The sequence below is a fragment of the Vibrio chagasii genome, from assembly GCA_041879415.1.
Taxonomy (GTDB): Bacteria; Pseudomonadota; Gammaproteobacteria; order Enterobacterales; family Vibrionaceae; genus Vibrio.
On the sequence record CP090851.1, the window covers coordinates 2,428,503 to 2,442,902 of the forward strand.

Annotated in this window: 12 protein-coding genes and 1 other annotated feature; of the genes, 3 read left to right on the forward strand and 9 right to left on the reverse strand. The window is 44.5% G+C overall.

The window, feature by feature from the left end:
* The first annotated feature begins 82 nt into the window (after positions 1-82).
* Entirely contained in the window at positions 83-1,348 is a 1,266-nt protein-coding gene (gene srmB / locus L0991_10950; GenBank protein ID XGB61925.1) for an ATP-dependent RNA helicase SrmB, read from the forward strand.
* A 114-nt stretch (positions 1,349-1,462) separates the two neighbouring features.
* Here srmB and yaaA read toward each other — a convergent pair whose 3' ends face one another.
* Together yaaA and L0991_10960 are read right to left on the reverse strand one after the other, a co-directional pair.
* Complete coding sequence (yaaA, locus tag L0991_10955) at positions 1,463-2,239, reverse strand: peroxide stress protein YaaA (protein XGB61926.1); 777 nt, start codon at positions 2,237-2,239, stop codon at positions 1,463-1,465.
* A gap of 223 nt (positions 2,240-2,462) precedes the next feature.
* Positions 2,463-3,890, reverse strand: coding sequence for a sodium:alanine symporter family protein (locus L0991_10960; protein XGB61927.1), 1,428 nt, complete (start codon positions 3,888-3,890; stop codon positions 2,463-2,465).
* A gap of 712 nt (positions 3,891-4,602) precedes the next feature.
* Between L0991_10960 and L0991_10965 the strand changes: the two genes are divergently transcribed.
* Entirely contained in the window at positions 4,603-4,791 is a 189-nt protein-coding gene (locus tag L0991_10965; protein ID XGB61928.1) for a DUF3545 family protein, read from the forward strand.
* Between the two features lie 143 nt (positions 4,792-4,934).
* On the opposite strand, the gene L0991_10970 is transcribed toward L0991_10965, so the two are convergent.
* The 3 genes from L0991_10970 to nfo all read right to left on the reverse strand — a co-directional run bounded on the left by L0991_10970 (position 4,935) and on the right by nfo (position 7,835).
* Positions 4,935-5,486, reverse strand: a complete 552-nt coding sequence (locus L0991_10970) for a hemerythrin domain-containing protein (GenBank protein XGB61929.1) — start codon at positions 5,484-5,486, stop codon at positions 4,935-4,937.
* Positions 5,487-5,572: 86 nt separating this feature from the next.
* The gene (ung, locus tag L0991_10975) at positions 5,573-6,253 is read right to left on the reverse strand and encodes a uracil-DNA glycosylase (protein ID XGB61930.1); all 681 of its coding nucleotides are present in this window, start codon (positions 6,251-6,253) and stop codon (positions 5,573-5,575) included.
* Positions 6,254-6,926: 673 nt separating this feature from the next.
* On the reverse strand, positions 6,927-7,835 hold the full coding sequence (nfo, locus tag L0991_10980) for a deoxyribonuclease IV (GenBank protein XGB61931.1): 909 nt from the start codon (positions 7,833-7,835) through the stop codon (positions 6,927-6,929).
* A gap of 326 nt (positions 7,836-8,161) precedes the next feature.
* Between nfo and grcA the strand changes: the two genes are divergently transcribed.
* Positions 8,162-8,539 (forward strand): autonomous glycyl radical cofactor GrcA, encoded by a 378-nt coding sequence (gene grcA, locus L0991_10985; protein XGB61932.1) that lies wholly within the window; start codon positions 8,162-8,164, stop codon positions 8,537-8,539.
* Between the two features lie 95 nt (positions 8,540-8,634).
* Here the strand turns inward: grcA and L0991_10990 are convergent, their stop codons facing one another.
* The 4 genes from L0991_10990 to thrA all read right to left on the reverse strand — a co-directional run bounded on the left by L0991_10990 (position 8,635) and on the right by thrA (position 14,187).
* On the reverse strand, positions 8,635-9,294 hold the full coding sequence (locus L0991_10990) for an NAD(P)H-dependent oxidoreductase (GenBank protein XGB61933.1): 660 nt from the start codon (positions 9,292-9,294) through the stop codon (positions 8,635-8,637).
* Positions 9,295-9,470: 176 nt separating this feature from the next.
* Positions 9,471-10,757: a threonine synthase gene (thrC, locus tag L0991_10995; protein ID XGB61934.1), complete on the reverse strand. Its 1,287-nt coding sequence runs from the start codon at positions 10,755-10,757 to the stop codon at positions 9,471-9,473.
* Positions 10,754-11,710, reverse strand: coding sequence for a homoserine kinase (thrB, locus tag L0991_11000; protein ID XGB63891.1), 957 nt, complete (start codon positions 11,708-11,710; stop codon positions 10,754-10,756). The genes thrC and thrB overlap by 4 nt, the downstream gene beginning before the upstream one ends.
* Before the next feature lie 17 nt (positions 11,711-11,727).
* Positions 11,728-14,187 (reverse strand): bifunctional aspartate kinase/homoserine dehydrogenase I, encoded by a 2,460-nt coding sequence (thrA, locus tag L0991_11005; GenBank protein XGB61935.1) that lies wholly within the window; start codon positions 14,185-14,187, stop codon positions 11,728-11,730.
* A gap of 29 nt (positions 14,188-14,216) precedes the next feature.
* Positions 14,217-14,335, reverse strand: a sequence feature (Thr leader region).
* Between the last annotated feature and the right edge of the window lie 65 nt (positions 14,336-14,400).

Here is a 14,400-nt window from a genome sequence, read left to right on the forward strand (position 1 = left end):
AATGCTTCTATAATGTCCGACTACTCTTTTTTATCGTCTGCTTTTTGAGGCAGAAACATTTATTGCTTGTGGAGAAACAACAGTGATCAGAACCTTTGCAGAACTCGATCTAAACCAAGAGCTGCTTAAAGCAATTGACGAAATGGGCTACGAACGCCCAACACAGATACAAGCTGAAGCAATCCCACAAGCGTTAGATGGAAGAGACGTTTTGGCATCTGCGCCAACAGGTACAGGTAAAACAGCATCATTCGTACTGCCAGCACTGCAATACCTTCAGGATTTCCCTCGTAAGAAAGCGGGTCCTGCTCGTATGCTTATCCTGACGCCAACGCGTGAGCTAGCAATGCAGATCACTGACCAAGCTCGTGAGCTTGCGAAATACACTGCACTGAACATCTTCACCATCACAGGTGGTGTGATGTACCAAGAGCACGCAGACATTCTTGGCACTACCCAAGACATCGTTGTTGCAACTCCAGGCCGCCTAATGGAATACATCGAAGCTGAGCGCTTTGATTGTCGTGCTATCGAATGGCTGATCCTAGATGAAGCAGACCGCATGCTAGACATGGGCTTTGGTCCTGTTGTTGATCGCCTATCTGCAGAGTGTCGCTGGCGTAAGCAAACTTTACTTTTCTCAGCAACGCTAGAAGGTAAAGGTGTTGAAGGTTTCACTGAAGACCTACTGAACAACCCAGCAGAGATCGATGCAAAATCATCACTACGTGAACGTAAAAAGATCACTCAGTGGTACCACCGTGCAGACACAGCAGAGCATAAGCTCGAGCTGCTAAAACACATCATTACTAAAGAAGCTGAGCGTAGTATCGTCTTCTTAAAAACTCGTGAGCGTTTAGGTGACCTGCGCGCACTACTAGAGAGCGCTCAGATTCCATGTGCTTGGATTCAAGGCGAAATGCCTCAAGACCGTCGTAACAATGCAATTGCTCGTTTCCGTGATGGTACTGTAAACGTACTGTTAGCAACTGACGTGGCGGCTCGTGGTATCGACCTTCCAGACGTAAGCCACGTAATTAACTACGACATGCCGCGCACGGCTGATGTTTACCTACACCGAATTGGCCGTACGGCTCGTGCTGGTAAAAAAGGTAATGCGGTTTCTCTAATCGAAGCGCACGATCAATTAATGATTGAACGCGTTGCTCGTTACACCAAAGAAGCAATCAAAGAGCGCTTCGTTGAAGGCATGCGTCCAACGCACAAGAAAGCCGCTGTAACGAAGAAAAAGAAACCAAAGAAAGAAGATAAGAAAGCAGTAGAGAAGCAGAAGCTCGCGAAGAAGAAAAAAATCGCGAAGAAAAAGAAAGCAGCAAAGAAAAAGTAATCTGCTAACTTCTGAATGATTCAACAAAAAGCCCCATGCAGTTCGCTGCATGGGGCTTTTCTTTATCTAGTTGGTATCTCGCCTTAAAGCGCGACTACCTTGAACCAATAACCTCTAGTTTTGCTCTTCACGCTTGAAGACTAGCTCTTTCGCGTTCGATTCTTCTTCTACGAAGTAGTAACCTGCTGTATCAAACTTAGTCAGCGCTTCAATTGAGTCCACTTTGTTCTCAATGATGTAGCGGGCCATCATGCCACGCGCCTTTTTCGCGTAGAAACTGATCACCTTGTATTGACCATTCTTACAGTCTTTGAATACCGGTGTAATCACTTGGCCATCCAAGTTCTTTGGTTTTACCGCTTTGAAGTACTCGTTAGATGCTAGGTTGATCAGTACATTGTCGCCTTGAGCGTTCAGCGCTTCATTCAGCTTATCTGTGATGATGTTGCCCCAGAACTGGTATAAGTTAGTACCGCGAGCATTCGCTAAACGCGTGCCCATTTCTAAGCGGTAAGGTTGCATCAAATCAAGCGGCTTTAGTAAGCCGTAAAGACCAGAAAGCATACGTAGGTGGTTCTGAGCGTAGTCAAAATCTTCATCCGACAGTGTTTCAGCGTCTAGGCCTGTGTATACATCACCTTTGAAGGCAAGGATGGCTTGACGTGCATTCTCTTGGGTAAAAGTCTCGCTCCACTGCTCAAAGCGCGCTGCGTTCAACCCTGCGATCTTATCGCTCACTTTCATCAATGCAGAGACATCTGCTGGTGTCAGCTTGCGGCACTCTTCAATCAGTTCAGCAGAGTGTTCAACAAACTCAGGCTGACTAAAGCGTTCTGTCGCTAATGGTGATTCGTAATCAAGTGTTTTGGCTGGAGACACGACAACTAACATAACTTTACCCTAATCGGTTATCTAACTGGATGCTGCTAGAGTATAGAAAAAACATCAACTTGTCTTTATGACTCTTCCTATTACTTTGATAGATGATTCTAACCACCCACTTTCAATCATCCAAAGCCGCTGAGAATGAAAACGCAGGCAAAGAAAAAGGCTAAGGTCGAAACCTTAGCCTTTGCAATCGTTTTAGGATGAGCGCTTTATCGCTCCAACAAGATTATTTCTTGTTGTTGTCCCAAATACCATCTTCCAGTTGAGACTTAAGCTCAGGGAAGTCATTTGCATCAAATGTCGGTACTTTACCCGCGTCAAGTTGGCGGTTGTAGTCCTTCGCTAGCTTAATAACGATACCTGACAGCAGGATAATCGCCACCAAGTTAACAATCGCCATTAGACCCATCGATACGTCAGCCAGTGCCCATACCGTAGGTAGCGTTGCTAGAGAACCAAACATAACCATACCTAGTACAATAATACGGAATAGCACTAGGCCTTTCTTATTGTTGTGCTCTAGGAAAATCAGGTTCGTTTCAGCGTACGAGTAGTTTGCAATGATTGAAGTGAAAGCGAAGAAGAAAATCGCTACCGCTACAAAGATGCCGCCCCATGAGCCCACTTGTGCTGTTAGTGCACGTTGAGTCAGTTCGATACCTGTTACTTCACCGTGTGGTACATACTCACCAGACATCAAGATGATTGCTACTGTTGCAGAACAGATAACGATCGTATCCATGAATACACCTAGCATTTGTACATAACCTTGTGATGCTGGGTGCGGTGGGTAAGGCGTAGCAGAAGCTGCTGCGTTCGGCGCAGAACCCATACCCGCTTCGTTCGAGAACAGACCACGTTTGATACCGTTAATCATCGCTTGTGCAATTGCGTAACCTAGGCCACCCGCAGCTGCTTCTTGCAGACCGAATGCACTCTTGAAGATAAGAGCGATCACTTCAGGCACTTTCTCAATGTTCGCAAACATGATGAACAGTGCGATAGCAAGGTAAGCCAATGCCATGATTGGTACGATGATTTCTGCAGTACGTGCGATCTTACGGATACCGCCGAAGATAACGAATGCAGAGATAATTACGATTGCTACACCTGTGTAGCTGCGTTCAAAGTCAAACGCTGTATTCATTGCACTTGCAATCGCGTTCGCTTGAACCGCGTTGAACACAAGACCGAATGCGATGATTAGGAAGATAGAGAATAGAACCCCCATCCAACGCATGCCTAGGCCTTTCTCCATGTAGTATGCAGGGCCACCACGGTAGTTACCGTCGTTATCGCGTGTTTTGTATAGCTGTGCTAGCGTACTTTCTGCAAACGATGTTGCCATACCTAGCATTGCAATTAGCCACATCCAGAAGATAGCACCAGGGCCACCAGCGGTAAGCGCTACAGCAACACCTGCCATGTTACCCGTACCAACACGAGCAGCAAGACTAGTACAAAGAGCTTGGAAAGAAGAGATACCAGCACTGTCTGCTTTGCGGCTGTTCTTTAGAACAGAGAACATGTGGCCGAAATGGCGGAATTGAATGAAGCCTAGTCGTACGGTGAAGTAGATACCCACACCAACCAGTAAATAAACTAAGATAGATCCCCAAAGGAGATCGTTCATCAAATTGATTAAGTCTGTCACGTGAACCTCGTAATTGAGTTTAAGCACCGATCATGCTTCCAAGCCTTCCTCTAGATCACCTATGCCAGTGTCAATAGTTGTGTCGGCATTAGTTTTATATTTATTTGTTGCGATCTAGATTGTAAATGTCGCTTCATGCATCCATTTTACGTATCGGTGTATTTTTTGACGGGCGGATAATGCAGCGAGATGATCTAAAAATCAATATGCAAATACATTTATATTAAAATGACATTTCACTAATAACACACCTTTTGTTAACACAATTTTCAACAATCCAGCCCAATAAAAGTCACATTATCGGGACATCCTATCAACATCCACAATCGCCCTACCTCAACAAGAACGACATCCTATAAAAATAACTCCAGCCTAGGTTTTACAAGGTATAGTGAAGTTCTGCGTTTTTTTCTAGGACGATAAGATGACTATCCAATAAAGCGTGATACGCAGTTAAATGCATTGTCGATAAAGTGCTATTCCTTTCGCACAATGAATTAACATTCAACAACCTGTAATTTAATCGTTTACTTAGGTTTGTTTGCTCGTTTTTTGTACACAAAAATCATCACAATGTGTGAGCATGCATAAAAAACGAGAACAAAACCTTCATGTATTTGAAACAAATGAGAAACAAATCAAGGTTATGGTGAACCTAAATATGATATTTAATAGTTCGTAAGAACTAGTCCCACGGAAGGAGATATGGCTTATGGATAACTTTCAATTCGATGAAATATCAGAACTAGAAATGCCACGTGCAACTCAGAAAACACGCTCTAAACCACTCAAGCGTAAGTGGCGTGAAATTGAGGCAATCAATGACCGTAGACAGCTTGAGAAAGAGCTGCGAGAGATGAACCTAGGACTTGATTTCAGCCTTGACGATATAAAGCTTTAATCAGCACGATAAGAAAACAGATAGCAAAAGGCACCTATGAAGGTGCCTTTTTTATTTCATCAAGTGACGTTTCAGCCTACAAACCGCTTTATATACCTTTAATAAAGGGGTCCCTCTACTATAAAGAGAGCGATATCGAGGTGCTAAACACACTCTTGCTCATTTTGTCGCACGCGAGCAGCAAGTTGACGATACTGATCAGCAATCGTATCTCCAAACACAGGATCATCTTCTGGCTGAAGCCATTGCGATTCAACTTTTTGCCAATCCTTCACCGTAAATGCTTGTACGATCATTGGTAGTACCTGCTTCTCTTCATACTCCATGTGCTTTCGTTGCGCTTTCACAAAGGATTCAAGCTGGTCGATAAACACCTGTTGCGGTACCACCGCATCTTGGAGAATCATATCGACAACACCGAGAAAATCAGCCGTTTTCTCAGATAACAACTGATGTTCTAACTCCAGGTCTTCAATCGCTTGATCACTGCCATATTGCTTCAGGTAATAGCGGTAAATGACGTCTTCTTTAGGGTGATGAACTTTGTCTGAATGGTTCATCAGGTAATGAACCACCTCAGCGATCAGGCTATAGTTTATCTCTCGCTCCTGCTTTAGCAGCTCTAACTTATTGTTGAGTATTGCGAGTAACCGAGCCATATAGCCATGCTCTCGTCTTATCCTTTCAATCATCATAGTATTGCACTCCATTACACCTACTATTTATAAGTGTATACGAAGATGCCGAGTTATGATTTGACCCTGCTCAGAAAACAACCAACCTACACTTCAGCCGGTAGACGCCAGTCGATAGGTTGCTGATCCATAGAAGAAAGCAGTTTGTTAGCCGTTGAAAAATGCTGACAACCAAAGAAACCACGACGTGCAGATAATGGTGAAGGGTGAGGCGCGGCTAATACATGGTGCTTCTGGGCATCAATTGCTTGGCCTTTCTTCTGGGCATGTGCGCCCCATAATAAGAAAATGATCGGCTCAGAGCGCTGGTTTAGTTCAGCAATGATCGCATCGGTAAAGGTTTCCCAGCCACATTTTGCATGTGAGTGTGCTTGTGCCTCTTCTACAGTCAAAACAGTATTCAACATCAACACCCCTTGTGATGCCCAAGCTTCAAGGTAACCATGGTTAGGTGCTTCAAAACCTTCGATATCTTGTGCCAGTTCTTTGTACATGTTGCGCAGAGAAGGCGGGATTTTAACGCCGGGCAATACAGAGAAAGCTAAGCCGTGTGCTTGATTAGCACCGTGATAAGGATCTTGTCCTAGGATAACGACTCGCACTGATTCGAAAGGTGTCATATCGAAGGCACTGAACACCTGTTCTAGTGGCGGGTAGATGGTTTTCCCACTATTACGTTGCAGTTCGACATAAGCGAGAACACTTTGAAAGTACTCTTTTTCACGTTCATCATTAATAATGGATTCCCAAGTCTTTGGCGCGTTCATCGTTTTAATTCCCAATCATCAAGGTTTCTAGGTTTCGCCAGACAAAAAAATAGCTGTATCGGCTAACTGTCCTAAATAAGGCGCTAGGGCGTGTTGACCTTTCGTGGTTAAATTTTGTTCGAGATAAAAGCGTTTTAATCGCGGCGAGGGAGAAGTAGCCTAGTCATTCTAAGCAAATCTCCCTCAACAAAGAGTAAAACGCTTTTAGCCGAACCCTTCGGGCAGCGTTTGCTGGTCATTTCTACTGCGTTAGCGGCTTCTCATGTAGGCTAGCTACACGTCAAAGCCTCTGCCTTGTATAAATACCCAACAACTCGCTGCAAAAATCAGCTCGAAAGATCAACACGCCCTAGTTATACCTCATACAGCTATCAATAAACATGATGTGTAGGGTTCATTCGTTGATGAATCATAATAATCAGTTCAAGTTGTGTGGATCTCTATTAACCACTTTTTTGTTGAGTTCGATGATGACCATGACTATGAATATGACGATTTGGCGCAGGTAAGCGAGCTGCAGCATGGATAGTTGAAGACGTTCTTGGGGTATGAGTTTTAGAATACATAATGGCACCCTCCTCTATCAAACAGTGAACTACATATTCACTTAGTTGCTATGAAAGAAAGGTGCCAATTTCGATAAAACGGAGAAATTTAATTTTCTCCTCTATTATTACGCTTCGCCATTCTCAACCGTTGCTGCGCGGTGAAACATTCTAAGTTGTTGAATTTCTTCTTTCCAAATCGTCGAATCAATCGTTTCTAAGATAAGCGGGATACCATTAAAGCGAGGATCCGAGGCAATATACTCGAAACAATCCCAGCCAATTTCACCTTTTCCTAAAGAATGGTGTCTATCAACTCGGCTCGCGAACTCAGCCTTTGAATCATTGATGTGCATTGCTCTGAGATAGTGCATACCCACGATGCGGTCGAACTCAGCGAAAGTGTGCTCGCACGCCTCTTTTGTTCTTAGGTCATAGCCCGCTGTAAAGGTATGACAAGTATCCAAACATACGCCAACACGAGACTTATCTTCTACCTGATCAATGATCTCAGCGAGATGCTCGAACTTCCAACCTAAGTTAGTGCCTTGACCAGAAGTATTCTCAATCACCGCAATCACATCAGGAACAGCTTGATGGGCGAGATTGATAGACTCAGCGATCTTAGCCAAACATTCGCTTTCTGAGATTTTCTTTAAATGACTCCCAGGATGAAAATTCAGTAGCGTTAGACCAAGCTGATTACAACGCTCCATTTCGTCAATAAAGGCAGCGCGCGATTTCTCTAGCTTTTCTTCTTCTGGTGCGCCGAGGTTAATCAGGTAGGAGTCGTGAGGAAGAATGTGCTCTGCTGAAAAGCCTAGCATCTTACAGTTGGCTTTAAAGGCACTAATGGTTTTCGCCTCTAACGGCTTTGCTGCCCATTGTCTCTGGTTTTTCGTAAACAGTGCGAACGCATTAGCGCCTATCTCTCGAGCCCTCATAGGAGCCTGATCAACACCACCAGCGGCCGACACATGAGCGCCAATAAACTTAATATTTGTTTCAGGTTTTGACGATGAAATTTTGTTTGTCATTAAATCACTTCACACTTTCAGAATGCATCATAAATAAAGGGTCGCATCGGTTACTGCTCAATAAAAGAGCAACAAATGTAGTAAAATTACAACAAATATGACCGTTAAATATTTTTTATACTTTAAAATATTTTGTAATTAGTTTGTTTTCAAAGGTTTTATTGATTTACCTCAAAATAATCACCTTTGTAAAAATATGGTTTTTGGTTGTTTTTTGACTTAAATCAATGTTAACCTCACAAACATTAGGTATATATTACCCAGCTCAATAAAAATCGAAAGTTAACACCATAATCAAACCACATTCAGTGGACTAGGAGATAGTTATGATCCAAGGTATTCAAATTACTAAAGCAGCAAACGACGACCTACTAAACTCAATCTGGCTACTAGACAGCGAAAAGAATGAAGCTCGTTGTGTTGCAGCTACTGCTGGTTTCGAAGCTGACCAAGTTATCCCAGCTGCAGACCTAGGTGAATACGAGAGCCGTGAAGTTGCTATCGAAGCAGCACCACGTATCGAAGGTGGTCAACACCTAAACGTTAACGTTCTTAAGCGTGAAACACTAGAAGACGCAGTTGCTCACCCAGAGAACTACCCACAGCTAACTATCCGTGTATCGGGTTACGCTGTACGTTTCAACTCTCTAACAACTGAACAGCAACGTGACGTTATCGCACGTACGTTCACTGAGTCTCTATAATCTCAGAAACTAGAGTGTTAAAGATTTAAAAAGCTTGGTCAGAAATGGCCAAGCTTTTTTCGTTTTTATACTGCTAATAATTACCTATAGACTGGCTATGGCGCATTTCGTTGAGAAGGATCTTTAGTGAAGGCTTTTGCTAACGACGTTGGATCCACTTTATCTCTCTGTAACGCTGCACCTTGTGCCCACCACATCAACTGATGAAAGGTTCGGTTCATGTATTCATCCCATTGAGCTTGCTCTGACTCTTGGGCAACGCAACCCTCTTCATCAAAGACTTCTTGCGCTTTAGGTAGATGAATCATCGCAGAAACCGGTAAACAACCGAGTTCAGATAAGAAGGTACGCATCGAAACCGATGCTCTTGCCCCGCCCCACTGCCCCGCAGAGTACGTCACAATCGCACTCGGCTTATACGAAAATAGCGAGCTACCAAAATGATTAAGAATATTGGCCAATGCCGGGCTCATTGAATGATTGTATTCTGGGCTTACCATCACGTAGCCATCAGCTTTGGCAATCTTGTCCGCTAACTCAGCAAGGTGTGCAGGTACTTTGGAGCGATGGTAAGAAAATTCAGGTTTAAACACCTCGCCAAAGTCGTAATCCAGTGGGTCGATGATCTCAACCGTATGCTCAGAATGTTTATTCGTTAGTAGTTTTGCACACGCCTTACTGACTCTCATTCCTAACCGAGCAGGTCTTGGCGGTGTACTCTCACGTACAGAGCCAAGGAAAATCAAAAAATTCATACTATCCCTTTCCGTTGAGCTTGGATTAAATCTATTAACCAGATAAACCATTTAACCTTAAGAGATGACCTAAATAAAGTTAACTTTATAAGCTATCAGGCAATAAAAAAGGTGAATGATTGCTCATTCACCTTTCTTGTTATGGTCTAAATTCAATTGCTTTTATCTATAACAGATTACGCAGGTTGAACACGACGAAGTACTGCTTTTAGCGCTTCAAAATCGTTATCTAAATCTTCAGACAATAGATCCATCGCAGCATGTTTTGCTAGAGGACCTGGTAATTCAATATCTGAACCTAGGATATCGTCGACCACTTCTTTGAACTTAGCAGGGTGAGCTGTACATAGGAACAAGCCTGTTTCACCCTCTTGCAACTGTTCATCCAATAGACGGTAAGCGATAGCACCATGTGGTTCACAAAGGTAACCTTGCGCTTTAAGGTCACGTACTGATTCAGCACTCTGCTCGTCAGATACTTTACCTTTGCCTAGAGTATCTAAGCCCCAACCTTTCAGTTGGCAAAGCTCTTCGATACGAGGCCAGTTGTTTGGTTGGCTCACATCCATCGCGTTCGATGTTGTCGCAACGGTTGGCTTTGGAGCCCACTCACCGGTTTCTAGGTAGCGAGGAACCGTATCATTTTCATTGGTAGCGGCAATGAAACGCTTCACTGGTAAGCCAAGCGCTTTCGCCAATAGGCCTGCAGTTAGGTTACCGAAGTTACCACTTGGTACAGAAATAACCAGGTTTTCACGCTGCTCTTTGGTTAGCTGAGAAGCTGCCTCAAAGTAGTAACAGATCTGAGCCATCAAGCGGCTGATGTTGATAGAGTTTGCTGAGTTAAGACCAATCTCTTCACGCAGTGCTGCGTCATCAAACGCATCTTTTACTAGTGCCTGACACGCGTCAAAGTCGCCATCAATCGCTACCGTGTGAATGTTCTTACCCAGCGTACAGAATAGCTTTTCTTGTAGCGGGCTGATCTTGCCTTTCGGGTAAAGAATCACAACGTTGATGTCTTCCATGCCGTAGAAAGCATGCGCAACTGCTGCACCAGTATCACCTGATGTTGCTGTCAAAATAGTGATTTGACCGCCATTTGAAACTGCCGCTAGAGATTGCGCCATGAAGCGGCCACCAAAATCTTTAAACGCCAGTGTTGGGCCATGGAAAAGCTCAAGTGCGTAAACACCATCTTTTACTTGGTTGATAGGCGCAGGGAATTGGAACGCTGCATCCACCATTTGGTCAATCTGCTCTTTCGGTAGTTCATCACCAATAAGTGCCGATAAAATCTTTGAGCTACGAGGGACAAAATCCTCTGCTAGCAGCGCATCGATATCATCAAACTTTGGCAGTTCAGATGGGAAAAATAGACCTTGATTACGACCTAAGCCTTGACGAACGGCTTGGCCAAAAGAGACTTGTTCATCATTTTCTTTGATGTTGTACAGCTTCATAACTCACTTCCTGTAACGATCGAACCTTGCTTATCTAGGCGACAAACGTGAACGAATCCTTCTTCATTTTGTACGTAATTTTGTTCTAACCAGCGTGCAACACGCTCGGCGACATCTTGTTCTTTGCAAATGCTAAATAGAGTTGGGCCACTACCGGAAATACCAGTAGCCAATGCACCAGCCGACAACGCATATTTACGTGCGTCAGCAAACCCTGGAAGCAGTTTCTCACGATATGGTTCAGCGATCACGTCTTTGATCATCTTCGCTGCCAGTTCAGGTTGGCCTGAGTGACATGCGTGGATAAAGCCCGCTAAGTGGCGACCATGTGCAATGATATCTTGGCGACGGTACTGAGACGGTAAGATCTCTCTCGCTTCTGCCGTTGAAACCTTAATGCCCGGGTAAGCCATTACCCAATACCAGTCATCAAAGCATGGGACTTCTTGGCTAATGATGCCTAGCTCTTCAAGCATCAATTGCACACCGCCTAGGTAGCAAGGTGCTACGTTATCGTAATGCACGCCGCCTGAAATTTTACCTTCCATTTCACCCATTAGGGCAAGCAGTTCAGTTTCATCCAGTGGCTGACCATGGAAACGGTTTAGCGCATCAAGCGCCGCTACGATTGAACATGCACTTGAACCTAAACCGGAACCGATAGGCATGTTCTTTTCTAACGTCATTTCTAATGGCTTAATCGAAACGCCTTTTTTATCTAGCTCTCTAGAGAACACCACCCAACAGTCGTAGACGATGTTTTCTTTCGCTTCAGTTGGCAGCTTAGAAACAAAGCTGCCTGCGGTTTTAAGCGAGAATGGTTCATCACCGGCTTTAACCATAACTCGGTCACCCAGCAATGTGCCATCCACTGGAGACACAGCGGCCCCCAGTACATCAAAGCCTACACTGACATTACCGATTGATGCAGGAGCATAAACGACAACATCCATATCACTTGAACTCATTCCTAAACTCCTAATTTCCAACCAAGAGTACGCATCACATCAGAGAATACGCCTGCTGCTGTTACTTCAGTACCGGCACCGTAGCCGCGAAGAACAAGTGGGATTGGTTGGTAGTAACGGCTGTAGAATGCTAGCGCGTTCTCGCCATCTTTAATCTTGAACATTGGATCGTCGCCATCAACAGCTGCGATACGAACCTTACACTTACCTTCCGCGATTTCACCAACATAACGAAGTACTTTGCCTTCTTCTGCTGCGATAGCTGATTGCTCTTGGAAGTAAGCGTCCGCTTCAGGTAAGCGAGCCATAAACTCTTCAACCGTGCCTGAATCATCAAAACCTGGTGGTAGGGCTTGGTCAACTTCTACATCTTCAAGCTCAAGTGCCATGCCAGCTTCACGAGCAAGGATAAGCAGCTTACGCGCCACATCCATACCAGATAGATCGTCACGTGGGTCAGGTTCAGTAAAGCCGTTGTCTTTAGCGATGTTCGTTGCTTGGCTCAGTGTCATGCCTTCATCAAGCTTACCGAAGATGTAAGAAAGAGAACCAGACAGAATGCCATTGAACTTCTCAAGTTCATCACCTGCAGAGATTAGGTTCTGTAGGTTTTCGATTACTGGTAGACCTGCGCCTACGGTTGTCTCGTACATCAGCTTACGACGTGAGTTACGTGCAACTTCACGCAGCTGATGGTAGTAAGCCATGCTTGCTGTGTTTGCTTTCTTGTTCGGTGTGACTACGTGGAAGCCTGCTGCTAGGAAGTCAGCATACTGCGCTGCAATATCTTCGCTAGACGTACAATCAACCAATACTGGGTTGATGATGTGGTTACGTTGAACAAGAGCCGCTAAGCGAGCTAGGCTGAACTCTTCAGTCGCGCTCGACATGCGATCGCGCCACTGTTCTAGTGGTAGACCTTCACTGTCTAGCAACAAGCCTTTGCTGTTGGCTAAACCACATACGCGAATCACGATGCCTTTTTCAGCCAGTTTGCCTTGCTGACGTTGGATCTGGTCAACAAGTTCACCACCAACACCGCCAACACCAACAACGAATACGTCAAGGAAGTGCTTAGAGTTAAATAGGTTCTCGTGGCAAGCTTTAATTGCTTCTGAAATTTTGTCTTCAGGGATAACCGCCGAGATAGCGCGCTCAGATGAACCTTGTGCAATCGCTACAATGTTAACGTTCACTTCAGCTAAAGAAGAGAAGAACTGAGAAGCAACACCACGTGAAGTACGCATCCCATCGCCCACCAGCGTCACGATAGCAACGTCGTCCATGAACTCAACTGGCTCTAATAGGCCATCTTTAAGCTCAAGTTCGAACGCCTCTGATAGCACTTGCTTAGCTTTTAACTTGTCAGCCGATTCGATACAGAAGCTGATGCTGTACTCAGAAGACGATTGAGTAATAAGAACGATAGAAACACCAGCTGAAGACATCGCGCCAAATACACGGCTCGCCATACCAACCATGCCTTTCATGCCTGGGCCAGACACGTTAACCATAGTTAGGTCACTTAGCGTCGTAATACCTTTGATCGCTAGGTTATCTTCGCCAGTGTCTTGACCAATAAGTGTGCCCGCACCTTGAGGGTTAAAGCTGTTTTTGATCAGACAAGGAATATGGAATTGTGCGATAGGCGCAATAGTTTTAGGGTGTAGAACCGAAGCACCGAAGTAAGAAAGCTCCATCGCTTCTTGGTAACTTAAAGACTTAAGCAGACGAGCATCGTCAACTAAGCGCGGGTCACAGTTGTAAACGCCATCGACATCAGTCCAGATTTCACAGCAATCAGCACGTAGACACGCCGCTAACACAGCTGCTGAGTAGTCAGAGCCATTACGACCAAGCGTGACTAGCTCACCTTTCTCATTACCAGCAGTAAAACCAGGCATGATGTTAACGTGGCCTTTCGGAAGTGGCGACTGTTGGAAGTTCTGAGTAGAGACATCCACATCGACCATAGCTTCTAGGTGATCACCCTTAGCATATAGGTATTGAACAGGGTCAATCAGGCTGGCAGGTTGGCCTTTCGCTTCCAGTACCGCTTTCATTAACTGGATAGAGATTCGCTCACCTTTACTGATGATGCGAGCATTGACGTGATTCGGACACATACCAAGTAGGTTGATGCCATTCACGAACTGCTTTAACTGAGTAAGAGAGGTATCGACCTGCTCTTGAAACGCTGAACCATCAATAGAAGGCACAGCTGCTTTGATCTCTGAAAACAGAGTATTAAATGAAGATTCGATCTCTGTAATTTGTGCTTCAGCTTCACCATTTTTCAGTGCAGCTTCAATAACAGCGACCAACTTATTGGTTGTTTTTCCTGGAGCCGATAGTACAACGGCTAGCTCTTCTTGCTGGGCATTATTAGCGATAATATCAGCCGCTCGTAAAAAACGATCTGCATCAGCTAATGATGAACCTCCAAACTTTAAAACGCGCATCCCTTTCTCCATAAGTCATAAAAATGGTACAAAAAAAGGCCTGTATCTTGTTGGATACAGGCCTTTTTTTTAAAATCCGTTACTTAGCAGCCTGCCCCAACAATGTTAATGTCGGTAATAATAATGGTTGTGGTCATTACTAGGTGGCTTACGTGCTGCATATCAAATTCTCTGCTTGTGCTTTACTCTACGTGTATCAATTTTTACCACTAG